This is a genomic window from Fictibacillus enclensis (assembly GCF_001457035.1).
Classification (GTDB): Bacteria; Bacillota; Bacilli; order Bacillales; family Fictibacillaceae; genus Fictibacillus_C; species Fictibacillus_C enclensis.
Map to the genome: position 1 here is coordinate 657602 of NZ_KQ758617.1, position 24834 is coordinate 682435.

Genomic DNA, 24834 nt, shown 5'->3' on the forward strand with positions numbered 1-24834 from the left:
GGTGCTTTTCGCTTATTTATGCGGCGTACGCAAAAATTCATAGATGGCGGAGAAATCCTCTTTCCCCAGTCCGTATTGATTGGCCAAACTATACATTTCTTTTGTTACATTTGCAATGGGAAGGGAGCTTCCGCTCTGATAGGCTTCGCCTGCAATGAGATTTAAGTCTTTTTGAATATGCTCCAGAGGAAATTCGGTATCATATTGATTGGTTAGGAGCTTGTTCTTTTTACCGCCGATAAAGGCCCCGGTGGTTGGCCCTCCAATCAATGTGTTAAGGATGGTTTCTTTTTCAAGCCCGAGAGACTCTCCGAAATTGAGAGCTTCTGCAAAAACGGCCATGGACTGCGCGAGTGTCAGATTCACCACGAGTTTCATCGATGTACCGCTGCCATGCTCTCCCTGGTGATGAATGGCTTTGCCCATTACATTCAGGTACGTACGGACTTCTTCCAGAACCCCGGCGTCTCCACCCACATGGAATACCAATTCCCCATTTTCTGCAGGCTTTAGCGATCCGGCGACCGGGGCATCCAAAAAGCGGATATCAAATCGGCGGGCTTCATCCGCCATCTGTCTTGAAAAACCAGGATTAACCGTGCTGCAGTCCACCCAGATGGAATTCTTGGGAAGGTGCTGCAAAAATCCTTCATCTCCCAAAGCGACAGTTTCTACCGCTTTCGGATTGGTAAGCATGGTAAACAGTACGGTGGATTGCCTTGCTGTTTCAGCAGGGCTTTCCCCCCAAACTGCGCCTTTGTCGAGCAGGTCCAGGGCTTTTTCTTTGGTACGGTTGTAAATGACCAGTTTGTTTCCTGACGAAAGCAGGTTGGCTGCCATCCGGCTTCCCATAATGCCTAATCCAATAAATCCAATCATGAAATCCCTCCTTGTATGCCCCTATTTTAACGTTAGCGTGCATGGACTGCTAATAATCAGGCTCAAAAAAAACACCGATTCAAGGGAATCGATGAACAAAATCATAAAGCATATATGATTTTAATGTGGTGAAGGTTCCAATAAACAGTATCTCCTTCAGCATTCACAAGGGCGAGTTTGTTTTCGAAAACATTTTTCAGCAATCCTGTTTTTTGCAGATGATCTCCCAAATCAAGAACCACCATTTGATCTTCAAGTTTTTTGCATTGTTCTTCAAAGCTTCGCGACAAAGGTAAGGAGTGATGGCTGACTGGCAGTTTTTCGGAGCTTAAGGTGTAAGGGGTAACGGAGTTATTGTAGGGAATCAGCCATTTCAGATGGCTGAGGGTGATAAACATGGTTTTATAAACAGGCGAGTAAAAAACAAAGTAATCATTCATCATGCTGGTAATATAGCCATGAAGTGTTTTATCCCCCGTTACATAAATTTTGACAAAGCGCCCTTTTGCATTCATGAGAATTTTCCGGAAGGACACTCTGTCTGTGTGGTGGTCGATGGGTGCCTGGATACCTGCAGTGTTGGCTTCTTCTATAAAAGTACTTGATTTTCGAAGGTTGTGCACGTGAATGGAAGGGATATAAAGATAGTCCTGTCCATTAAATAGGACATAGATATCCGTGCCAATATCCACTAAAACACCAAGATGAACGTTGCCTCCGGAAACCTCCATTTCGACGAAGGTGTTTAAAAGATTCATATATTCAGTTGATAATTCATTTTTCATTCATTTTCCTCCATAACTAAAATAACCAATGAACCCAATAGTACAGGCAAATCAAGGTAAATACGAGGGTTGGCGGTATGACGACAATCGTGACTTTAAAGTAGTGCTTCCAGCTTAGCTTCACGTTTCCTTTTTTGAGCAAATGCATCCACATCAATGTGGCAAGTGTACCGATTGGAAGGAGCAGGGAGCCGATGTCGCTGCCAATCACGTTTGCCAGGTATGCAACTTTCAAGGTAAGCGGATCCAGGTTCATGTTGGTAAGGGTTAGTGTGCCTACCATCAGGGCGGGGTGATTGTTGAATAGATTGGATAGAACACTCAGGGTACCGCCCATCAAAAGGCTCGCATACAGGTGATGTTCGGAAACAAATGGCATCAGAACGCCAACAAGTGCCTCCGTTAACCCGATATTATGGAGTCCATAAATGATCACATACATGCTAAAGGCAAAGATGAGAATGTGCCAGGGTGTTTTCTTGAGCATGTCCAGCGGATTAATCTTTAAATAGACCCACCGCCATACGAGGAGAACCAGAGAACCAAGCACAGCCATGACTTCAACCGGAAGGCCTACATATGAAGCAGCAAACAGACTGAGCCTGACACATAGCACAAACAGCAGTATTTTGTACATGAACCCATTCTTGTTTTTTATCGGTGAGTCCTGGATAGGCTTTAGCGGGTGTGAGACCGGTTGCGAAAGATCGAACGTAACCTGCGGGAGGCGGCGGGGCAATGTTTTTCTGAAGTATAGAAACAACAGCAGCACCAAAAAAGTCAATCCGAGAGTTGCCGGAACAAACATCATTGCCGTATGCATATAAAGGTCCATGTGTACAATCTTTAACGCAATCAGATTTACAATATTGCTTACGCCGATGGGGGCACTTGAGGCTGTGGCAATCAAAGCACCTGAAAGTAGATAAGGGATCTTCTCGTGATTTTTTAAGCGGAAATGTTTAAGCAGAAGAATTAAGATCGGGGTGGTAATGAGTATACTTCCATCGTTATTAAAGAAAAGGGTCATAAAAAAACAAAGCAGATTGACATTCCAGAAAAGCCGGATTCCAGAACCTTTTGACTTTTCTGCAAGCAGCTGTGCCATCCAGGTAAAAAAACCAAAGCTTTCGAGTACGATTGCCATTACAATGGTAGCTATTATGGTGATGGCAGCCCCACTGATCGTTTCTGCGATTTTTCCGAGATCCTGAAGGGATATGGAACCACATGCCAACACGAGGACAGCCCCTATGGTCGCGGGGACAGCCTCGTTCATATCAAAAGGCCGCCAAAAGATAAATAGTAAGGTTAGGAGAAAGGAAAGAACAGTGACAGACACCATTATTTCAGTCAAAACTTCACTTCCTTTAAAGCAATCTTAGATGGGAAAACTAGTGAAGTTAAATGCGGCAGCATGCATCACTAAGGTACATCTATACTTAAAGTATATGTGTCTAGCAAAAAACTTGTCCTAAGCCATTCACACATTTTGCTAGAAATGCGCAAATGACCCTCAAAAAAAGAAGCTTTCATGAAGCTTCTTCTTACAGGGTTCTGGTTTTTCCATTCTTTTTCAATAGACGTTGTAGGCTTTTGTCATAATCTCTTTTTAGCTCTGAGACGATCTCTTTAACAGGAGCCACTTCTTTGATGGAATTTACGCCTTGCCCGGCAGACCATATATCTTTCCACGCTTTGGCATCCGAGGCATCAAGGTGTGAAACGTCCACTTGTTCCTTTCGTTTCAAGTGGTCAGGATCAAGACCTGCATTTCGTATACTTGGTGTTAGGTAATTGGCATTCACTCCGCTAAATGCATCCGTGTAGACCAGGTCTTCAAAAGAAGAATCGATGAGCATGGTCTTGTAATTCGTACTGGCAAAGCTTTCTTCCGACGCGATAAAACGGGTGCCCATATAAACCATGTCTGCTCCCAATGCTTCTGCAGCCAAAATATCTTGCCCATTGTTGATGCAGCCTGCCAAAATGGTGATGCCATGCCAGAATTCTTTGACCGCACCCATGAATGCGATGGGGTTTATGGTGCCGGCATGGCCGCCGGCACCATTGCAGACCAGAATCAATCCATCCACTCCTGTCTGTGCGGCTTTCCTGGCATGAACAAGATGAATCACATCAGAAAATACAAGGCCACCGTATTTGTGAACGGTTTCAACCACTTCTCCCGGATGGCCGAGCGAAGTAATAACAACGGGAGGCTGATATTTGCCAATCAGCTCCAAGTCCTGTTTATAGCGTTTGTTGCTTTTATGTACAATAATGTTTACAGCCCATGGAGCAACGTTACCAGGTTGGTTATCATTCTTCGCCAATTCGAGTTCTCCGGTGATCCGGAGCATCCATTCCTCGAGTATCTCACTGGTACGTGCATTTAGGAGCGGGAAGGAACCAATAATTCCTGATTTACAAGCTTCAATGACAAGCTCAGGACTTGATACAAGGAACATGGGTGCAGCGATAACAGGCAAACTCAATTTGTTTACAAAATCTTCAGTCAATTTTTCCGGCATAACTATTCCTCCCTTGGCGATTAAAATGAATGAATTATCATTCATTTTATGGATGTGAAATTGTACTTCTCCCTTTAAAGGTACTTTACGGATTTTCGGCGGTCAAGTGAAAACGCTATATTTCTATGATAGAATGGGAATATCTACTAATTTAATAGATAGGAGAATAAAATGGCCAAAAAAATCGTGCTCGCTGGAGGAGTGCAGAATTGTGGAACAGGGATTTGAGTTTTCGTATACAAGTCTTGAAGATGCATTCCGTGATTTACTCCAGCCCGTTTCGGAATAACATGCCATTTGTCACACCATTTTAATGACACATTCGACTGAACAGCGACCTTTTTCTTCGTACAATAAACTATCAATTGGAAGTGGACGAAGATGAATAAGGTCGTTTCATTAAAACATGTCTCAAAGTCTTATTTCTTGCCAAGCTGCAGGTGAAAAGCAGAATTGAAGCCATTACATTGGCTGAGGAAAAAGGATGGATGTAAAAAGCAATCCAATTTTGGATTGCTTTTTTCGTTACACCCGGGTTAGCAGGCTCTCAATTTTATTTTTGGCCTCTTCTGGTGAGTCGAGCTCCAGAATGATTTTCTTGTATTCAAAATTATCAAGGTCGAGAATCAGCACGTTTTTGTGATTGGAGAAGGAAAGGAAGACCCATTCATTTTGATATAGGAAACGCCCGTGTTTTATGTTACGCGTGATGCCTGAAGTACCAATACGGAAGGCGACCGGGTTAATTTTAAAGTCCCCGACACGGACGGAGGAAATAGCGGTGAGGGGAACGGTGATTTCTTTTTTCAGTGCCGCAGCCGCTGTTAGCCCTTTGAAGTTTATGATTAAGCGGTCGCTTGCGAATTCAATATGTCTGCTCATATGAAAAACTCCTTTTTGTAACTAAGACGTATGAGGCAGCAAAAAGGTTCAGTGAATCATAAAAAAAGAGTGCCCAAAAGGCACCCTTTTATTAATTGGCTTTTTTCAATTTCACCTGAACCACAACAGGATCATGGTCACTCGCTCGTCCGTGCTGCTCCATGAACTGGGAGTTAATGTGCACGATATCTACCTTAGTGCTGTTCTTAAGGTTATTGGAAACAAGAATGTGATCCAGTACTTGAGCATTTCCCTGGTAAGAGTAGGAATAGCGCTCAAAGGAAGGCACTTCTTCAATCATGTTGGATAATTCTTTTCCTTTTACCTTTTCAAGAGTGGAGCTGAATTCGAAGTCATTAAAGTCACCAGTCAAAACGACATTCGCGTTTGGATCGTCGGCTTTAATGCTTTTTACAAAATGGTTCACGATATCTGCAATCTTATGGCGCTGAATTTCACTGCTTAATACAGGCGGCTGGTGCTTGCCAAACAATGGCTCATCTCCGCCTTTTGAGTTGAAGTGGTTGGCAATGACTACAATCCTTTCTCCATTGAACTCAAATTGTGCCGCAAGAGGTTTTCGGCTGTTGTCAAATGCCGGATTTGTCGGATCGATGCGTCCTGGGTTTAGAGACAATTGGCCGTCTTTATATACAACTGACTGGGTAGCTGTTCCTTTTTCTCCTGAAACAAGGGAAACACGTTCCGGATTATAAATGAAAGCCACGCGGATGTTCCCCCCTGGAATTCCGCCGTCTTTTCCGTTGACAGGGGCAATATCAGTGAACTTGTATGCTGGACCGCCATTGGCCTGAATGGCTTTAATAAGGCGCTCGGCACTTTCCTTTGAATCGGTTTCTCCGTTATTAACGGGACCATTGCTGTCCTGAATCTCGGTAAGTCCAATAATGTCAGGAGACTTTAGGTTATGGACGATGGAATCTGCAATTCGCTCCGCCTTTTCGTCACTTGTTCCGTCTGCGCCTTCTTTATTAGCTGAGAAGTTTTCAACGTTAAAGCTGGCAATGGTAAGCTTTTTCTTTTTGCCTTTAAGCTTTGTGACTTCACGTTCTGTTTTTCCTTCAAAGAATGCTGGAAGTTCATCCTTGTTGGCAAGGACTTTATAGTTGCTGAAGCTGTAGCTTACAACACCGGTAATGCTGCCTTTAAAGTAATCCCCGGATTTTGCTACAAAATTATTGTCATTGATGTCTACAAAGATACGTTCAGGATTAAAATCCTTTTTTGTAATATTGATGGCTCCTGATGAATTGAGCGGAGAGTTACCTTGATTCTTGACCACTACAGACAATTCACCATAGCTTTGGGGAGCGATTACTCGTGGGTCTTTTAACTGGATTCTCATACCTTCAAGGCTTTCGTAAAAATCGATTCCGTCTTCTTCTGGATCAAACTTGCCAAAGTTATCATTATCAATTACCAGTGTCGGGATGTGTCTTCCGCCGAAACCAAGGAGAACAGGAGCAGGAAGTGCATGCCCGGTTTCTGTCAAGGTTACCGAACCGCCGGTATCCGCATTGATTTCTGTAACGGGAAGGTCGGTTTTCAACTTTTCAGAATAACCGTCCAGTACCCATTCTTTTACTTGCCCTGTGGTTTTGATCACATCACCAGCTGATAATCCATGTCCCTTTTTATATACAAGAATTCCTTCTGATGTTTTTTCGTTTTTGTCTGGCTTTAGATCCTGCATGTAGAAATTATTGCTGTCCACGACATGTGTGACGATTCCTTCTACGTTTGCTACGGATTTATTAGCAAATGGTGACTGCTGGGAAGCTCCCTGAATATCATGGATTCGCAATCCGGTGAGAGCGACTGTGTATGTAAAAGTAGATGTCTCACTGTTTTTTAAGCCGTCCTTTACGGCTATTGCTTTGATGGTCGTGTCTTCATTGATGGTGATCGGTTCACTGTACTTTGTGCTCTCGGCAGATGGATCGCTTCCATCGACTGTATAATAGATGTCTGCATCTGGTGTGGCTGTTGAGAGTGTAACCGTCGAGCCGCCTGTCACAATCCCTTTATCTGGAGTTGCCGTAACAGGTTCTGCCTGAGGATCCTGTGGAGTGTCACCCACAAATGTATAGCTTTTGGCATTCTTATGTCCTGGTACCGCAAAATAGGCGGCCAAGTCACCCGTAATTTGAATTTTTTTGCCAAGGTTTTCAGGGTGATCTTTTAAATTCAGATCCTCTCTTACAGCATTAGCTGGAAGTTGTACCGGCAAAATTTTGGTTTTTTCGGTTTCTGTTGGCGAATCAGCGATGGCCAGATTGGTATTTGCGGAAAAAGGTGCGGAGAATTGGTAAGAGATTGATGTTCCGCTTCCTCCCCTGACCGTTCCTACAATATAGCCTTCCACAGTCTTATTACTGCCGCTGTTGTTGGCGATGGCATCCTTAACCGAAATAACATCGGCAGCAGTTGCTGTCTTTACAGCGACAGGGGATAACAAGCTGACAATAAAAAGGAGAACCATTGCCAGGCTTAAGCCCTTTTTGTACCCTTTTGTACGCATGTCCTTTCACCCTTTACTTTAAAATTTTAAAACAGACCCATTACCTCGTATCACCCAATTATTAAGAAATGAGACGAATAATGTAAATATATCATGTAAAAACGGCTACAAAAGACTTATGTGGAAAAATGAGGAATTGTGCCCTGAAATTCGTTTTTACTTAGTAAAAACGTCCTTAAAATATTAAGCCCGCTAAATGATTTCTAGATATACCCATTTTTGCGGAAAATTCAGAATACTGTCATAAATTTCACTTGTAACTCACTCTATAGTCTTATAAGCTTAGAGGAACTTGCAGTAAAGAAAGGGGACCTTTATATTAAAGACCTTCATTCGTTTGGGTGGTACGCTGCCCGCATTACACCGCATCTATCAAAAACTATGTTTAAACCTGTTCCATCCCGGCTGTGGGGAGGATTCGCCTATCTTCTCGTTATCGTTGCCGGCTTTTTAGGGATTGGTTTCTTTGATCTTCATATTGTGTTCAATATAATGATTGCCGGGGTTTTGGGTGCTTGTTTTGCCGCCATGGGATTTTTAGGACATGAAATCCTTCATGGAACAGTTGTTAAAACAGCCTGGCTGCGCAACTTTCTTGGTGCTGTTGCTTTTTGGCCGTTAAGTACTGGCCCGAGACTATGGAGAAAATGGCATAACATGAATCATCACGTTCATACCCAGCACGACGAAAAAGATCCGGATGCCTGGCCCGCTCTAGAGCGGCTTGTCCAAAATTCGTTTCTTCGGGTTATTTACCGACTGCCTTTTGGGCTGCGTGCATTCTTCAGCTTTATATCCCTAAGCATTCAATTTACCATGCATGGACTGAAAATGTTTTTTGAATATATAAAGGATTTCAATCCACGAAATCGCCCGGCTGTTCTACTGCAAACGGTTCTTCCATGGGCGACCTGGATTGGTTTGTTATTCTGGATCGGACCGGTTAAATGGCTTTTCGCGTTTTTCATACCTTTGCTGATCGCTAATTTCATTGTCATGAGCTATATTTCAACCAATCATAGACTGAATCCATTGACACCTGTTAATGACCCGTTGGCTAACAGTCTGACAGTAACCGTTCCCAAATGGGTGGATGTACTTCACTTCAATTTTTCTTATCATACCGAGCATCATTTGTTTCCAAGCATGAGCCCGAAGTATTATCCTGTGGTCAAGCAGCATATTAAAAAAATGTGGCCCGAACGATATCATGAGATGAAAATGAGCAAAGCAATGAAAGCCTTATGGAATACACCGAGAGTCTATTTTAAAGGAAATGAGCTGATTGATCCGAATAAGGAAACACTGTTTGGAACACTGGGGAATGGTTTGTACAAAGATTCGAAAACGAAGAGTTATAAAAAATCAGTATAAGCTGGAGCAACTTGCAAAAAATCCGCCTTCTTTTTTAAAAGGTGGATTTTTTTGATTTACTCTTTTTTCATGATTGGAAGGACTTGTGTCTAACGATTATAGGACCTCAGGATGCATGGGAGATTCTTCTTTTTTTAGCCCATTACCCTTTTTTAGAATGTAAGCATTAAAGCCGATGTAATAGGTTCCTAAAATAAAAAAGACAAAAGCGGTTAACGGGTCGGTAGTAAAATGCTGTCCATACTGCATGTTCTGCATCGATTGCCAGTCGGAGCTGCCCGCCAAAATGAGGAATCGGTATAAAAAGCGTCCCAAAAAGAGGATAAGGACGGTGGCTTCAATCCATTTATGCGTTCGATAATACAGTTCGTTATTTTTCCACTGAAATTTACTGTGCAGCGCCGCATAACGGACAAGCACAACTCCGATCAGAATTCCGGGCACTGCATAAAAAAGAGTACGTGGATGAAGTGCTGCATTTGCTAAAAAGCCGATAATAATTAAAGTAAAAAGAATCATTCGAAAGATAAGCCTTCTTGGTTTGAAAAATTGAAAACCGATCGTACGCTGGGTTCTTCGGTAAATGACAAACGCCATTACAAGCAGGGGTATGGCCATTTGCTGAATGTGCATACCTTGTTTCACCTCTTCTCTATATATCCTTTCCGTTAGTATAACACCTGCTTTGAAAAGGGGAACGGCTGGTGTCTATCCATTGATTTAGTTAGGTTTTTAAAATAATAAAAAAGGGTAAAATTATAGTTTGGCCTAGATTGTTATCTCATTGTAATGTTCTTAACATCCTCATGTCATATTGCCTTGTTAGAATGAGCAGGGAATTCAGATATACAGGAGGATGTTATTTTGAAAAAATTAGTTTCAGGAATGATCGCGGCTGGCGTTCTTGCACTAAATCCCGTAGCAGGCCATGCAGCTCTCGGAGATGAGACACTTAAACCAAAAACCACAGATTCAGATGTTCAGGACCTCCAGGCTTTATTGAAAGATAAAGGATATTTTACATATCATAAAACCACAAATTATTATGGTTCATACACCACTTCAGCAGTAAAAAAACTTCAGGAAGATAAAGGGCTTGCGGTTGATGGCGTCGCTGGAAACTCGGTGTATAAAGCGTTGGGTGTGTTCAGCAAACAGGCAATTGTGGATGAGGCAAAAAAATATACCGGCACACCTTATGAATGGGGTGGTGAAACACCGGACGGATTCGATTGCAGCGGCTATTTAAACTACATTTTTGACCGTGCAGAGAACATTGACCTTCCTCGCACCGTAAAAGACATCCATAAAGAAGGAAAATCTGTGGATTCTCCTCAGGTCGGGGACATCGTGTTCTTTGATATTAACGGAAACGGAGAACTTTCCCACGCGGGAGTATATGTTGGCGACGGTAAATTCATGCACGCATCTTCCTCAAAGGGAGTCACCACATCCGAGCTGGACAGCTCGTATTGGTCTCCGCGCTATGAAGGTGCAAAACGATATCGTTAGTCCTACAAAAAACGTCAGCTTATCTCATCAGGGGATAAGCTGGCGTTTTTTTGTTTACTCTTTTATATAAGTTTTATTAAAAGCTTATTGCTTTAGGCGGAAGAAACTTCATTGACAAGTTGATTGGAGTGCAAGGTGTAAGACTCCGACGGGACATGCGTGACAGGTGAGCCCCGTGGAAAGCGAGCATTCTGAAACGCAAATCAACCACTTACAAGAGCAACAAGAGATTCGTATTAAGAAACTTGAACGTTTCTACCAAAGTGACCAGTCAAGAAGTGATGAGGAAGGACTTGGTCTTGGTTTATCCATAGCGAAATGGTTTATAGAGAAGCATGAAGGCAAGATAAAAGTGGAAAGTGAACGCGGCAAAGGAACCGCCTTTATCATGAATTTTCCAAAATAAAGACGAAGGGCTTCAGCCCTTCGTCTTTTTATATTGCCCAGTTTCCGTTGGTGAACAATGGAATTCGTTTGCCGTCATGATACTCGGCTTCAATTTCAAGATCGGCAGAGCCAATCATAAAGTCGGTGTGCCCATGGCTTTGGTTGACGCCTTTTGATTCCAGTTCTTCCTTGCTTAACTTGTCCGCACCAGGAATGTTCATGCTGATCGTCATGCCCAGTGCCAGGTGACAGGATGCATTTTCATCAAACAGTGTGTTGTTGAACACAATCCCTGCGTTCGAAATAGGGGAATCATACGGAACAAGTGCAACTTCTCCGAGGTATTTCATTCCTTCGTCGATGTTAAGAAGCTGTTTCAGCGTATCTTCGCCTGTTTCCGCTTTAAGATCCACGACTTTTCCATCTTTAAAGGTAAGTGTGAAGTTGTCGATGATATTCCCCATGGCGGATAACGGTTTTTTACTGGTTACGGTGCCATTTACACCTTCTTTAAGGGGAGCGGTAAATACTTCTTCTGTCGGCATATTGGGTATGTAAAAGGTGTTAAAGGTGGAGTGATGGCCGCCGCCAATCCAAACATGCTCTGGATGAAGGTCAATGCTTAAATCAGTGCCTTCGGATTTGTAATGAAGGGTTTTAAACTTCTGTTCGTTCAGATAGTTTACTTTTTCCACCAATGTTTGGCCGTGTTCTTTCCATGCCGCTACAGGATCAAGCTGATCGACGCGAACGGTTTTAAAGATGGCTTCCCAAAGCGCCTCAATGGCATCGGTTTCATTTTTTTCCGGAAAGACACTTTTGGCCCAGCCTGCTGTAGGTGCACCTGCAATCAACCAGGGAACTTCTCCTGCCAGCCTTGCTTTGGATACTTTCTCAAGGCGCTCGCCGGCGTTTTTTTGCACAAACATTAGTCGTTCAGCTGGCACACCCTTAAATCCATTCGGATCACTGCCTGTGACCATGAGCATGCAGTCATTGTTTTCAACTAAACTTTCATGCATGTCAATTTGCCACTGTGGAAGGTTATCTTTCAATACTTCTTCTGAAGCGTTGTTTAAATGGATTCGGTTCGTTTCTGTATCTGTCCACTCCACAAAAACACGCTTGCAGCCATTTTTATAGGCATGCTCGGTTACCTTGCGGGTGAACGGTGCCGCTTCAATTGGAGAATTGATCAATAATCGCTGGCCTTCCTGAAGGTTAAGTCCTACTTTGACCACGATTTCTGCATATTGGTCGAGCTTTTCTTCAAACGTTTTCATGAAATATCCCTCCTATATTGTTCATTCTACTACAGTCATGCCAGAAGGTGGTATTTTAAAGAATTGGGCTGGAACGGTATACTATGCATAGAAAGGAGGGGACATGATGAAAATCGATCATACAGGCATTGCGGTCCGCCGTATTGATGAAGCCATCGAGTTTTACACAGTGATGCTTGGAGGAAAACTGCTTCACCGGTACACAAGCGAAAAGCCTGGTGTGGAGACTCATATCGCCGTCATTGAAATGGAAAATCAAATCATTGAACTGCTGGAGCCAACGAGCAAAACATCTCCCATTGAACGCTTCATCCGGCAAAAAGGAAAAGGTGTCCACCATATTGCCTATCAAGTGGACAACCTTGAAGAAGCGATCAAAGATTACGAGAGTAAGGGAATCACCTTTTTAAAAGAAACGTACCGGATCAATCCTTATGGCAGAAGGCTCATTTATATCAACCCGGTGCACACTCAGGGAACCATCATTGAGCTGTGTGATTATAACGGCCAATAATGCCCGTTTGGGGGATAAGGGCGAATACTTTGGGAGAAGCAGAAAACATTATACGGATCATATTCGGTTTTTACTTTACGAAGCCTCTTGTAGTTTGAACCATAGTAGGCGCACGGCCAATTTTTTATGGCGTTGTCCGGCCAGTTCACATAGTCACCCTTGGTGTATGGCTTCAGTGCGTTCCTTATCCCTTCTACCCAACAGATATTTTCGTGCTTCTGGTCCTTGCACGTCCAGGAAGTGTTATACTCTTGGGCAATCATAGCCTTTCGGTGAAAAAAAGCGGTCTCTTTAGGGGCATATTCCTTTACAGCTCCGCCCAGAGCCTGCTGCCAGATGGTCGTTTGCTGATTAGGTGCATTTTCAAGAAATTGTTTCATGGTTTCAATGGCTTTATCAGGTAGTGGCTCATAAACAAATGAGCCCGAACGCTTGAAGGGAGCAGGGAGATTTCCAGCCGGGGAATTAAAGAAGCTTACAGCTTCTATATAAGGGATGGACTGAATCATCACATTTAAAGGTGTACCGGTCTCCAACAGAGGTTTAATCAGCTCTTCCAGTTCCTTTGGGGAACCGAGGAATTCACCTGAGGCAGTAGTGGTTCCTGAAGCAAAGAGTTCGATTTGGGATGTCAGACGGCTGTCGGTAAACGGAGCCCAGTTTTGCCAGGAGTTATAGGAGGCATGGAAGTCTTCCCAATTCCAGGTGATTGAGAAAATGGATACGTTGGCCACAGGATATACTTTGAATTTAAAGGCTGTAACAATGCCGAAGTTTCCGCCACCGCCACCGCAGCATGCCCAAAATAAATCACAGTTTTTCGTTTGACTGGCACAAATGATTTTTGCGCCATGTTTTTCGCATGGAACGACGATCTCTATTTCTTCAATGCTGTCACATGTTAACCCATAGGCGCGGGTAAGCATACCAATTCCCCCGCCGAGTGCCAGTCCACTGAGACCTACGTTATAGGATGTGCCTGCAGGGATCGTTACTCGGTTGTCCCACAGTTGCTGATAAACCATCCCCAGTTCAGCGCCTGCTTGAATATAAGCCATTTGCTGCTCTGGATGATACACAATATCTTTCATTTCACTGACATCAATAATGAGCCCCCGGTTTACTAGAGAAAAATTTTCATAGCTGTGCCGCCCGCTTCGGACGCGGAAAGGGGTTCGCTGTTTTCGTGCCCACTTTAGAGCGTTTTTTACATCGCACCGGTTTTGGCAAAAAACTATGATGCAAGGATATTTTTGAATGCTAAGATTCAAGTTTTGCCTGTCTTTACGATAGGAGGGACTTCCTGGTACAACGATTTTACCTGTTAGTCTTGTCCGGCTCAATTTTTCATTCTCCTTGTTCACATGTATTGAATAAACCTAGACCTATGGTATGTGAGCAAGAGAAAATTGGTTTGGACAGCTTGCATGGTTGACGCACGCAAAAGCCCGCCGTTCATTTGGCGGGCTGTTCGGTTTTATTAGTCTACAATTTTTATGCCATTGTGTTCTTTTTCTCTGTTTAGTTGATACAGCCGGTACGTATGACTCACAACAACTTTTAACAGCGCATAGAACGGAACGCCGAGAATCATTCCGAGGAATCCTGCCATATTTCCTGCAACCAGAAGGATAAGGATTACTGTTAGCGGATGGACATCGAGTTTTCTTCCCATAATTAGCGGGGAAGTAACATTTCCATCGATCTGCTGTACCACAATGACCACGATGGCTACCTTCAAGGCCATGAATGGAGACATAATCAATCCAATAATTAAGGCTGGAATGAAAGCGATAAAGGCGCCAAGAAACGGTATAATATTCGTAATCATGGCCGTAATGGCAAGGATGAGTGAATAATCCAGGCCGATGATGCTGTAGCCGATATACATCATCACTCCAACAAGAAATGCAGCAATCGCCTGGCCCTGTATATAGGAACTGAGTGCTTCGTCCATGTCTTTTAAAATTCGTTTCGCTTCAGAAGCCTGCAAATAAGGCAGTACGTTTTCCACTCGGCTTCCGATCCCTTCACTGTCTTTCAGCATATAAAAAACGATGAATGGTACGGTTACAATCACTGTCGCAATGCTGGTAATGATTCCGATTAAACTGGTAATCTTGTCACCGAGGTTACTTGAGAAATCCTTAGCGTAATCACTTGCTTTCTTAGTGATGCTGTCAATGGTAAGATACTCGTTTTGCTGAAAGCGCGAAAACCATTCATTCTGCTTCAGTCCGTTGATTTTATCATTGAGTGTGTCCACAATTTGCGGCGTATTTTTAATAAGTCCCTGAAACTGGTTTTGCAGCTGCGGCCCCAAAAGAAATACAAGAAGAGTGCCAAGCCCGATAAATAAAAGATAGATTAACAGGATGGATAAGGCTTTGGGCACACGATGTTTTCCAAGGTAATAGACGATGGGTCGAAGCAAATAAAAAATAACTCCGCCAATTAAAAACGGAAAAAACAAGGTTGTGAATATGATTTCAAGCGGCCGGAAGATAAAGCTTACTTTGGTCGAGAGAAAAATAATGATTAGAATTATAATAATACCGTATCCAATTCGAAAATATTTTGAGTTTGGCATTTGATCACCTCTGATTGAAATGTTATGTCGTTGAATGGGCTTTAACCATAGCGGCGTTGGTGTTCTTTTTTAAATTTAAGATATTCTTCGTCTTCCCTGGCCATTTTCCATTTTTCCATGAAGATGGCTGCCGATTCTGCTTTGGTTTCATCGATTTGTCTTTCGTTTGCCTTTCCTTCTTTATCGTATTTCCTCCCACCCTTATAATTCGTGTATCGTCTGGCCCGGGTATAGCCCATCTGCAAAAATTTTCTCGCCATATCCATTCCAACAAGATCATTCTCCTCTTTGTATTCCAAAAAAAGCTGATAGATTTTCTCGGAGGACTCTTTTGCAATTTCGGGAGTTTTGAAACGCCAGTGTGAGAGAATTTCACTCTTGTATGGTTCGACGAGCAGGACTCCTTGCTCTCCTCTGCCTACTTTGTATTTTTCCGGGTGCTTGCGGAAATCAATGTGCTTAAAATCAAGATCATAATCGAACCCCATCTGCAGCGCCTCCTCCTAATATCACCATACTTCCCGTTTCTCTCCATTCTTAAAACGCTTAAGGAAAGAGCGGTATAGCCGACATGGTGAAATTTCATGAACCGAAACTGTCGGTATATTGAAAGTTTATCGAATATTATTCCTCCACTATTGGCTTTTTGGGTTCCCTGATTTACCATAAGGGATAGGTAAGTAAGGAAAGAGGGGATAAGGATGGGATATATCATAACAGCTCTCATCGCAGGTGTGGTGATAGCCGCTCTAACGATATTTATTGGTCTGCAAAAGGACGCAAAGTATGGTTCTTCAACAAAAAGCAATTTAACCCGACTCACTGCCATATATATTGCGTTGATTGTTTTCTGTCTTATCGGACTTGGGCTGTACATAGGAAATCTTTGATCAATTTTTAGGAAAGGAAGAGCATAAATGAAATTAACCATACTTGATGTCGATACGGGAATTGATGATGCATTGGCCATTGCCTATGCTGTAAATTCTCCTGAGTTGAATATCCTTGGCATTACAACCGGATTTGGGAATGTTTCCGCTGACGAAGCAACAAGAAATACGCTCCAGGTTCTTCAGCTTCTGGGCAGAAGAGATATCCCGGTAATAAAGGGTGCGGATCAACCGTTCCGAAGAGAAACGACACGGCACAGAGCGTATGAGGTGCATGGAAAGGACGGACTCGGAAATATAGGACTTCCAGATCCCGCGGCAATTGTCCCGGATACCCATGCCAGCGATTACATCATATCCATGGTGAAAAAGTACCCAAATGAAGTTACCCTGGTGACTGTCGGGACTCAAACGAATATGGCATTGGCGATAGAAAAGGATCCTTCGATCATTACTATGGTAAAAGAGGTCATTATCATGGGCGGCGCGGTCACTGTCCCGGGAAATGTTACGTCTTATGCTGAGGCTAATTTCTACGCTGATGCGGAAGCTGCTGATTATGTTCTGCGTTCAGGACTGCCTATTACACTGGTGGGACTCGACATTACGATGCAAACTCTTTTGAAAAGAGAGTCTCTTGAAGATTGGAGATGCCGGGGGATTGAGATTGGAACGGCTTTTGCAAACATGTGCAGTTTTTATATGGATTTTTATGAAAAAAACAATCCGCATCTTGGCGGATGTGCTCTGCATGACCCGCTCGCCGTTGCGGTGGCCATTGAGCCATCCTTTATTAAAACAAAAACCATGCAGGTGCATGTTTCAACGGATGAACACACCCTGGGACAAAGCATTGGAAAAGCTACAGGACATGGTATTGAGGTAGGGCTGGAAGTGGACAAAGATGTTTTTACGTCCCACTTTCTTAATCGTGTTTTGTCCTTTGAAAAGGAGCAGCTATAACAATGAACATAAAAACAATTCCACCAGAACAAACTTATCCGGTAAGGCACAACATCCTTCGGCCGAACCAGACCATTGAGGATTGCCACTTTCCGGGAGATCATGAACCGGACACCTTTCATTTAGGCGCATTTATCGGAGAAGAACTGATTTCCATTGCTTCTTTCTATAAAGAAAAACATCCTGATCTCGACGGTCTTGTGCACAACCGCTTACGAGGCATGGCAACATTGGAAAACTTCCGTAAAGAAAAAGCAGGGAGCAGTCTGCTCGCTAGGGGCGAAGAAATCCTTAAGCAAAGGAAATGTGACCTCTGGTGGTGCAATGCCAGAACAGGGGTGGCAGGATATTATAAAAAAATCGGTTTGCAGGAGAACGGAGAAGTTTTTGAACTGCCTGGAATCGGTCCGCATATCGTGATGTACAAGAAACTTTTATAACCCGGTGCACATAGAGGAAAGCATCCTAGCATATGATGTAACAAATCCATACCGCACAAGAATTTGCTGATCAGACATGCTGAAGGCTCGCTTTTTTAATGAAGTGGGTCTTTTTTTGTATAGATGGGAGGGAGGGTAAAGTTCTGCGGTAAGGATACTGGCATATAACAAGGAGGAAAAGTACAATGACAGTTTTCTTAATTGTTGTTAATATTGCCGTTTTGTTGCTGATCGCAGGCAGTCTTTATTACTTGCAGAAAAAAAAGGTTTCTTTTTCCAAAAGAGTGTTTACAGCCTTGGCCGCCGGTATCATTTGGGGACTTATTCTACAGTTTATTTATGGGCCTTCTTCTTCAGTGCTTACCCATTCAACCGACTGGTATTCGATTATCGGGGGAGGCTATGTTAAATTTCTGCAAATGGCCGTGATGCCGCTTGTTTTTGTGTCTATTCTGTCAGCATTCACCAAGCTGAAACTGACGAATAATGTTGGGAAAATCAGCGGCTCGGTGATTGGACTCCTCATCGGAACTACTGCTATTGCCGCTGCCATCGGGATTGCGGCAGCTCTTTCCTTCAACTTGGAGGCAGTTCAAATTTCAAACGGCAGTGCAGAAGCGGCCCGGGCGGCAGAACTGCAGACCACATTTGAAACGGTGAAGGATAAAACCTTGCCACAGCAGGTTCTTGACCTCCTGCCCACAAATCCTTTTCTTGATTTTACAGGTGCAAGGCCAACTTCCACCATAGCAGTCGTTATTTTCGCAGCCATACTGGGAGTGGCTTATCTTGGTGTGAAAAGGAAGCAGGAGGACCATGCGGCTCTTTTTGCAAGCTTTGTTGATGCTATTCACTCCATCGTTATGAGAGTGGTAACGCTCATTCTCCGGCTGACGCCCTATGGTGTGCTTGCTTTGATGACAAAGACCGTGGCTTTAAGCGATCTGGACGCGATTGCCAAACTGGGTAAGTTTGTGGTTGCCTCGTACGTTGCTCTGGCATTGATGTTCGTGATTCATTTGCTGTTTATTGCTTTTTCCGGGTTGAACCCGCTCACCTATATTCGAAAGGCTATACCGGTGCTTTCGTTTGCCTTTACATCTAGAACGAGTGCCGGGGCGCTTCCACTGAACATCAGTACCCAAAAAAGTCTCGGAGTACCTGAAGGCATCGCCAACTTTGCGGGTTCCTTTGGACTTACCATCGGGCAAAACGGATGTGCAGGTATTTATCCGGCGATGCTGGCGGTGATGATTGCTCCGTCTGTGGGAGTCAATCCGCTGACCCCATCCTTTATTCTTAGTCTGATCGTGATTGTTGCCATCAGCTCTTTTGGTATTGCCGGAGTGGGAGGAGGAGCAACATTTGCTGCACTTCTCGTTCTTTCCTCCATGAATCTTCCGGTCGCTTTGGCAGGGCTGCTCATTTCGGTTGAACCGCTGATTGATATGGGCAGGACCGCATTAAACGTAAGCGGAGCCATGACGGCGGGAATATTAACCAGCAAAGCCCGAAAAGAACTTGATACCTCCGTTTATCATTCTCCGGTTCATGAGTTGGAGTGATGGGAAGCAAAAAACCTGGAGATACAGTTCTCCAGGTTTTTGCTATTTTTACTCTTCCGCCGCTTCAGCTCTTTGAAGAGCTCGAAAATCAGGAATATGTTCTCGCTCCGTATGAATCGTTTTGGAAAGCCCATTTTACCAGGGTAGTGGAAAGTGTTCTTGATGTTGTACATTTAAGTTTTGTTCACAAAGATTCATCTGTTCATCTTGATGATTAAAAAGAGGAGCCAGGATCCTTTACAGGAGATGCCGGCTCTTTTCATATATGTTAGTTAAAAATGATTTGTGGCGTATAAATCATCTCCGAGACTTCTTCCACAGAAAAAACTTCTTGATGTCTCTCTTCTCCTGAAGGAGTCCACGTTTCAGTGAGCTGCAGCCTCCCGTCGGGCAGAGTGTGCGGAACAGCGGTGCATTTCCCTCCTCTGATTTCATGGTCCTGGTTGATGTGGCTGTAAGTCATTTGAATGCTCCCGTTTTCATCAACCATCCCTACCATATTTCCCTTCAGGATATCACCGCCAGAGTAGGTTGCAGTAAGGATTGATCCCTCTTGTTTATAAGAAAAATAGGTTTTGGACGAAACCTCACCTTTTTTTGCTTGTCGAATAGTTACAAACTGTCGGTTATTGTAATCAATCATTTAACGCGTCCTCCCTTTAAAGTTTTAAAGATAATGATATCAGAAGAGAAAGGAAATTAAAACAGAAAATTCTGTTTTTTATTATTTTTGGGAGGATTTTGTGTTCGTCTGATGAATAAGTTCTTGCTGTCTTTATTGGTAATACTTGTTTATAATAGATTAGTGAATATGACTTTAAAAAGGCGGATGATAGAATGATAGGGAGAAAGAGATTCGGTATCCGGGGTAAGATATTTACCGGATATCTCGTCATTATTCTGTGTCTGGTCGTTTCAATAATCGCAGTAAACAATCAAATTTCCTCCATGCAGACGGAGCGGAATTATATTATTAACCACGACATTGAAGTGCACGGGCTTACGAATGAAATTGAAAAGCAAGTTTTGGATATGGAAAACGGTCAGCGTGGTTTCATCATTACAGGAGATGAAAGTTATCTGGAGCCCTATAGCCTTGGTGCAAGTGATTGGAAGGATAATTACAACAAATTGTATGATTTAATTTCCGATAATCCATCACAGCAAAAAAGGCTGCAGGATATCCGCGATGATATCAATCAATGGATTCAATATACGGCTGAGCCATCTATACAGATGAAGAGAGATGGACAGGATGGGAATGTCCTTTCTCTTTTCAAGAAAGATACCGCCCGGAGCAAGGGAGTAGAAGACATCCGCACCCAGTTCGATACGTTCCGCACAACAGAAAAAGGGTTGACCAAAGAGAGGGCGGACAAGCTTGATAACCAAAATGCTGTATTGAAGACAAGCTTATATGTACTGTTGTTCTTTGTTGTCCTTATATCTGCAGCAATCGCTGTGTTTGTATCCGGTTCCATTGTTAAGACCGTAAATGCGGTTGTACGATCCATCTCCGCCATGTCATCGAACGGTGATGTCACCCAGAGGATCCATGTCAAAAGCAGGGATGAAATCAGAGATTTAGCCGAAGCGACAAACAACCTGCTTTCCGTTGTTGAAAGCAGAGAATGGCTTCAGTCAAGCACGAATGAGGTAGTAGAGCGATATCAGGGAACGTCTACGATTAAAGTACTTGGTGAAAAGTTTATTACAGGAATTGCCCAATTTGCGAATGCATCCACGGGAGCCATTTATATTCGTGAAGGGGAAGGCGGTAAGGCTTCTTTTATCAAGAAAGGTACCTACGCTGCGCCGATGAATTCGGCTGGACGGGAATCCTTTAAACTTGGAGAGGGGCTTATCGGCCAATGCGCCGCTGAAAAGCGCCTGATGGTTATTGATCACCTTCCGGACGATTATCAGCTGATTGGGACTGGCCTTGGAGAGGTGCGCCCAAGAAGTTTGCTGATTGCACCGGTGATGTTTGAGAATGAAGTCATTGCGGTCTTGGAGCTTGCTTCTCTTGAAGCATTTACACAAGAACATATCGATCTTGTGGAAAACACTACCAAAACATTCGGTCTAACCATTGACAGTGTTATTCGCCGAATGGAAGTTGTGCGCCTGTTGAAGGAATCCCAGGCCATGACCGAAGAGCTCCAGGCTCAATCGGAAGAAATGCAGACGCAATCCGAAGAGCTGCAAATGCAGTCTGAAGAATTGCGCATGATCAATGAGCAACTCGAACAGCGCTCCATTGAAGCAGAAGGGAAATCAGCAGAACTTCAGCAGGCAAAAGTTGAACTCGAAGAAAAGGCGAAACAGCTTACATTAAGTTCCCGTTATAAATCTGAATTTTTGGCCAACATGTCCCATGAGCTGCGTACGCCGCTGAACAGCATCCTGATTCTGTCCGAAATGCTTGCCGAGAATTCTGCAAACGGACTTTCCTCGGAGGATGAGGAGTTTGCACGGGTCATTCATTCATCCGGACAAGACTTGTTGAACTTGATTAATGATATACTGGATTTATCCAAGGTGGAGGCAGGCAAGCTGGAAATGCATTTCAGCGAAGTCAACATGAGCGAATTTCCTTCACAGATTGAACGCAATTTTGGCCATATGGCCGACAAGAAAGGGTTAACCTTTGAGGTAAAAAAAGATGCGGATGTTCCGGATATTTTTTATACCGATGAAAAGAGGTTTCAGCAGATAATCAAAAATCTGCTTTCCAATGCGTTCAAGTTTACAGAGGAAGGCAGTGTGTCGCTGCATATAGCGAAAGACAAGGCATTCCATCCGCAGGTGGGCGCCGACCACTGGCTGAAGGTCTCAGTGAAAGATACAGGGATCGGAATTCCGAAGGATAAGCATGATCTTATTTTCGAAGCCTTCCAACAAGGGGATGGGGCGACCGTTCGAAAATATGGAGGAACCGGTCTGGGTCTCTCGATTTGCCTGGAATTCGTTAAGCTGCTTGGCGGGCAGCTGGAGCTTGAAAGTGAAGAGGGAGAAGGAAGCACCTTTACGCTTTACATCCCGAGTCTGCCGAACGGGCTCACTCAACACGCTCCGATGCTCGTGATGGAGGAGTCAGAAAGCGAGGTTGCTGCTGCCATTTCGGACGACGCGGCACTCGCTGAAGAACTGAAGGAAATTGATGAGCACACCAGCCATCAACAGGAAGATACCCCTGTTAAAGAGGAAGACAGCTCATTTAAAGGGAAAAAGGTATTGATTGTCGACGATGACCACCGAAACATTTTTGCGTTAAAAACGGCTCTGGAAAATGAAAAAATGAACGTCATTACGGCGGAAAATGGTACACAATGCCTGGAAATGCTAGAAAATGAAAATGATGTGGACTTAATTTTGATGGACATTATGATGCCGGTGATGGATGGGTTTGAAACGATGAGAAGAATCAGGGCTAATGAGCGAGTGGCTGGTGTCCCAATCATTGCACTGACCGCCAAAGCCATGAAGAGTGACCGGGAAAAATGCTTGGAAGCTGGGGCTTCGGACTATATCAGCAAACCGCTGAAAATTGAACAGCTGTTTTCTGTCATGAGAGTCTGGATATTAAACAAGTAAGGAAGAACACGGATGAACAATCAAGTAATGTTAAGTGAGGAAGAGCTGGACATCGGGTTGGTGGAACGCATTGAAGTCGATTTGCTGCTTGAAGCGATTTACCGACTGTCTGGTTTTGATTTCAGAAAGTACATGAAGTCCTCCATCATCCGGCGGATTCAAAACCGGATGAGACTGGAACGTATTGGCACTATTACGGCCCTTCAGGAAAAAATGATTCATGAAAAAGGATTTTTGGAAAAGATCCTCAATGATTTTTCTATTAATGTAACCGAAATGTTTCGTGACCCTACATTCTTTCGTTCATTTCGCCAAAAGGTGGTTCCTGAGCTGAGGAAGCTGGAGAGCATACGCATTTGGCATGCAGGATGTGCAACCGGTGAGGAAGTCTATTCCATGGCGATCCTGCTCGAAGAAGAAGGGCTTGCGGATAAAACAACAATTTATGCCACTGATATGAATGAAAATGTACTGCAAAAAGCAAAACAGGGAACCTTTTCTTTGGTGAAAATGCAGACCTACACGAAAAATTACATGCAAGCTGGCGGAACAGAGGCGTTTTCGGAATACTACACAGCTGATGACCACTTTGCTTATTTCCGTCCTTCTCTTTTGAAGAACATCAGTTTTGCGCAGCACAACCTGGTAACGGACTCCTCATTCAATGAATTTCATGTGATCATTTGCCGGAACGTGTTGATTTATTTTACAAGCGAACTTCAAAACCAGGTTCAAAATTTATTTTATGAAAGCTTATGCCCTGGCGGTTTCCTTGGTCTGGGTGACAAGGAATCACTTCGTTTTTCAGAAAAGACGCCACATTACATGGAGTTCGACTGCACAGAAAAAATATATCTAAAACGATAAAAGACGGGCCGATGGCCCGTCTTTTTCTGTTTCTATTTTTTATAAAATGGAAGTCACTTTGCTTGCCTGCGCCTGAATCATCAGAATGCACATATCGTCTTGCTGATTACCAAGTTCTTCTTCCGGGATCACCATGTGGATCGGAGACGTAATCGTTTGATTCCACTTTTGTGAAGCGATGTACTGCAGCTTTTCGAGCAGCAGGTTTTCATCTTTATTCGCTTCTACCACTCCGTCTGTAAAAAGAAGGAGCTGGATGTCGTTCTCAAATTGAATGGTAGATTTTGTCACCTGCATCTGGTCAAAAAAACCAACAGCACAGCTGCCTCTTTCTAGCATGCAAAGTTCGGAATCATCGACTAACACATAGCCTGGAGGGTGGCCGGCATTGACATATTCCACTGTCTTGCTTTCTGTGTCGATCACCAGATAAATGGAAGTAAAATAATAATTGTAAAAGTTTTTTTGATTATAAAGAAGCGCCATATACCGGTTCAGCTCTTTGATCACGAGTTCAGGATCTTCAAGCATCTTGATCGCATCCCTCATGACAGAAGAGATGTACATGCAGACGAGAGAAGAGGACAAGCCATGGCCCATCATATCCAACAGAATCACGCCGTATCGATGGTCATTGAAACGGTGCCAGTAGTACATATCACCAGCCAGCTTAAAAGAAGGCAGATGGGATACATTGATTTGAATATTTTCCTGAAGAAGAGGGGGATTCAAGAGGCTCCGCTGCACTTGCATCGCCAAGTCCAGTTCATCCCTGATTTTTTTCTCCTGCTCCATGTGCCAGTCTTTTTCATACTTTAAGCGGAGGGCGACACGAATACGGGCGAGAAGCTCAACCTTATTAATCGGTTTTGTTATGTAATCCATACCCCCAACATCCAACGCCTCAGCCAGTTTATTGGCGTCCTCCAAAGCAGTAATAAAGATGATGGGGATATCTTTTAACCGCTCAGCTTCCTGGATGCGCCGGCAAGCCTCGATCCCGTCAGTTTCCGGCATCATGATATCGAGAAGAATCAAATCAACGTCGGGCTTTGGAGCCTGGGGTTTGTCAATTTGAAGATAATCAAACAGCTGGCCGGCCGATGAGAGAGACACCGTATTTTCATAGCCGGCACCTTTCAATATTTTATCAATCACAAATAGATTCACAGAATTATCATCTACCATAAGAATGGTCATGGACGGTTTTCTCCTTCAAATTAATCTTAT

The 24834-nt window shown here is 43.6% G+C and carries 24 protein-coding genes; 11 read left to right on the top strand and 13 right to left on the bottom strand.

Going from position 1 to position 24834, the window contains the following annotated elements; genetic code table 11:
• Positions 1-12: 12 nt before the first annotated feature.
• The 6 genes from AS030_RS03510 to AS030_RS03535 all read right to left on the bottom strand — a co-directional run bounded on the left by AS030_RS03510 (position 13) and on the right by AS030_RS03535 (position 7622).
• Positions 13-879, bottom strand: a complete 867-nt coding sequence (locus AS030_RS03510) for an NAD(P)-dependent oxidoreductase (protein ID WP_061968443.1) — start codon at positions 877-879, stop codon at positions 13-15.
• A 101-nt stretch (positions 880-980) separates the two neighbouring features.
• Positions 981-1664, bottom strand: a complete 684-nt coding sequence (locus AS030_RS03515; RefSeq protein WP_240482199.1) for a DUF2642 domain-containing protein — start codon at positions 1662-1664, stop codon at positions 981-983.
• 16 nt (positions 1665-1680) lie between these two features.
• On the bottom strand, positions 1681-3009 hold the full coding sequence (locus AS030_RS03520) for an arsenic transporter (protein ID WP_061971501.1): 1329 nt from the start codon (positions 3007-3009) through the stop codon (positions 1681-1683).
• Positions 3010-3211: 202 nt separating this feature from the next.
• Entirely contained in the window at positions 3212-4198 is a 987-nt protein-coding gene (locus AS030_RS03525) for an NAD(P)H-dependent flavin oxidoreductase (protein WP_061968444.1), read from the bottom strand.
• 525 nt (positions 4199-4723) lie between these two features.
• A complete protein-coding gene (locus AS030_RS03530; protein WP_061968447.1) occupies positions 4724-5080 on the bottom strand; it encodes a hypothetical protein in 357 nt (118 codons plus the stop codon).
• A 91-nt stretch (positions 5081-5171) separates the two neighbouring features.
• The gene (locus tag AS030_RS03535) at positions 5172-7622 is read right to left on the bottom strand and encodes a DUF6359 domain-containing protein (protein ID WP_061968450.1); all 2451 of its coding nucleotides are present in this window, start codon (positions 7620-7622) and stop codon (positions 5172-5174) included.
• Positions 7623-7940: 318 nt separating this feature from the next.
• Between AS030_RS03535 and desB the strand changes: the two genes are divergently transcribed.
• Positions 7941-8996 (top strand): Delta(10) desaturase DesB, encoded by a 1056-nt coding sequence (gene desB, locus AS030_RS03540; RefSeq protein ID WP_061971503.1) that lies wholly within the window; start codon positions 7941-7943, stop codon positions 8994-8996.
• A 96-nt stretch (positions 8997-9092) separates the two neighbouring features.
• Here the strand turns inward: desB and AS030_RS03545 are convergent, their stop codons facing one another.
• The gene (locus AS030_RS03545; RefSeq protein ID WP_061968453.1) at positions 9093-9629 is read right to left on the bottom strand and encodes a CcdC protein domain-containing protein; all 537 of its coding nucleotides are present in this window, start codon (positions 9627-9629) and stop codon (positions 9093-9095) included.
• 231 nt (positions 9630-9860) lie between these two features.
• Between AS030_RS03545 and AS030_RS03550 the strand changes: the two genes are divergently transcribed.
• Together AS030_RS03550 and AS030_RS03555 are read left to right on the top strand one after the other, a co-directional pair.
• Positions 9861-10508 carry a C40 family peptidase gene (locus AS030_RS03550; protein WP_061968455.1) on the top strand — a complete coding sequence of 216 codons (648 nt, stop codon included), beginning with the start codon at positions 9861-9863 and terminating at the stop codon, positions 10506-10508.
• 175 nt (positions 10509-10683) lie between these two features.
• A complete protein-coding gene (locus AS030_RS03555) occupies positions 10684-10914 on the top strand; it encodes an ATP-binding protein (protein ID WP_061968458.1) in 231 nt (76 codons plus the stop codon).
• Between the two features lie 28 nt (positions 10915-10942).
• On the opposite strand, the gene AS030_RS03560 is transcribed toward AS030_RS03555, so the two are convergent.
• Positions 10943-12178 (bottom strand): aminopeptidase, encoded by a 1236-nt coding sequence (locus tag AS030_RS03560; RefSeq protein WP_061968460.1) that lies wholly within the window; start codon positions 12176-12178, stop codon positions 10943-10945.
• 106 nt (positions 12179-12284) lie between these two features.
• Between AS030_RS03560 and AS030_RS03565 the strand changes: the two genes are divergently transcribed.
• On the top strand, positions 12285-12692 hold the full coding sequence (locus AS030_RS03565; RefSeq protein ID WP_061968464.1) for a VOC family protein: 408 nt from the start codon (positions 12285-12287) through the stop codon (positions 12690-12692).
• Here the strand turns inward: AS030_RS03565 and AS030_RS03570 are convergent.
• The 3 genes from AS030_RS03570 to AS030_RS03580 form a co-directional block, all read right to left on the bottom strand.
• Complete coding sequence (locus AS030_RS03570) at positions 12677-14035, bottom strand: FAD-binding oxidoreductase (protein WP_061968466.1); 1359 nt, start codon at positions 14033-14035, stop codon at positions 12677-12679. The genes AS030_RS03565 and AS030_RS03570 overlap by 16 nt on opposite strands.
• Before the next feature lie 137 nt (positions 14036-14172).
• Positions 14173-15282, bottom strand: coding sequence for an AI-2E family transporter (locus AS030_RS03575; protein ID WP_061968469.1), 1110 nt, complete (start codon positions 15280-15282; stop codon positions 14173-14175).
• Positions 15283-15323: 41 nt separating this feature from the next.
• Entirely contained in the window at positions 15324-15770 is a 447-nt protein-coding gene (locus AS030_RS03580; RefSeq protein WP_061968471.1) for a DUF4385 domain-containing protein, read from the bottom strand.
• A 213-nt stretch (positions 15771-15983) separates the two neighbouring features.
• Between AS030_RS03580 and AS030_RS03585 the strand changes: the two genes are divergently transcribed.
• The 5 genes from AS030_RS03585 to AS030_RS03605 all read left to right on the top strand — a co-directional run bounded on the left by AS030_RS03585 (position 15984) and on the right by AS030_RS03605 (position 19358).
• A complete protein-coding gene (locus AS030_RS03585) occupies positions 15984-16172 on the top strand; it encodes a hypothetical protein (RefSeq protein ID WP_061968473.1) in 189 nt (62 codons plus the stop codon).
• A 27-nt stretch (positions 16173-16199) separates the two neighbouring features.
• Positions 16200-17135, top strand: coding sequence for a nucleoside hydrolase (locus AS030_RS03590; protein WP_061968476.1), 936 nt, complete (start codon positions 16200-16202; stop codon positions 17133-17135).
• A gap of 2 nt (positions 17136-17137) precedes the next feature.
• Positions 17138-17575 (top strand): GNAT family N-acetyltransferase, encoded by a 438-nt coding sequence (locus AS030_RS03595; RefSeq protein ID WP_061968478.1) that lies wholly within the window; start codon positions 17138-17140, stop codon positions 17573-17575.
• A gap of 185 nt (positions 17576-17760) precedes the next feature.
• On the top strand, positions 17761-19140 hold the full coding sequence (locus tag AS030_RS03600; RefSeq protein WP_061968481.1) for an L-cystine transporter: 1380 nt from the start codon (positions 17761-17763) through the stop codon (positions 19138-19140).
• A complete protein-coding gene (locus AS030_RS03605) occupies positions 19140-19358 on the top strand; it encodes a hypothetical protein (RefSeq protein WP_061968483.1) in 219 nt (72 codons plus the stop codon). The genes AS030_RS03600 and AS030_RS03605 overlap by 1 nt, the downstream gene beginning before the upstream one ends.
• A gap of 50 nt (positions 19359-19408) precedes the next feature.
• Here the strand turns inward: AS030_RS03605 and AS030_RS03610 are convergent, their stop codons facing one another.
• Positions 19409-19783, bottom strand: a complete 375-nt coding sequence (locus AS030_RS03610; protein WP_061968486.1) for an avidin-fold protein — start codon at positions 19781-19783, stop codon at positions 19409-19411.
• 194 nt (positions 19784-19977) lie between these two features.
• Here AS030_RS03610 and AS030_RS03615 point away from each other — a divergent pair, with 194 nt between their 5' ends.
• The gene (locus tag AS030_RS03615; protein ID WP_061968488.1) at positions 19978-22737 is read left to right on the top strand and encodes a response regulator; all 2760 of its coding nucleotides are present in this window, start codon (positions 19978-19980) and stop codon (positions 22735-22737) included.
• Positions 22738-22749: 12 nt separating this feature from the next.
• Positions 22750-23604, top strand: a complete 855-nt coding sequence (locus AS030_RS03620) for a CheR family methyltransferase (RefSeq protein ID WP_061968492.1) — start codon at positions 22750-22752, stop codon at positions 23602-23604.
• A 39-nt stretch (positions 23605-23643) separates the two neighbouring features.
• On the opposite strand, the gene AS030_RS03625 is transcribed toward AS030_RS03620, so the two are convergent.
• The gene (locus tag AS030_RS03625) at positions 23644-24804 is read right to left on the bottom strand and encodes a SpoIIE family protein phosphatase (RefSeq protein WP_061968494.1); all 1161 of its coding nucleotides are present in this window, start codon (positions 24802-24804) and stop codon (positions 23644-23646) included.
• Positions 24805-24834 lie beyond the last annotated feature (30 nt).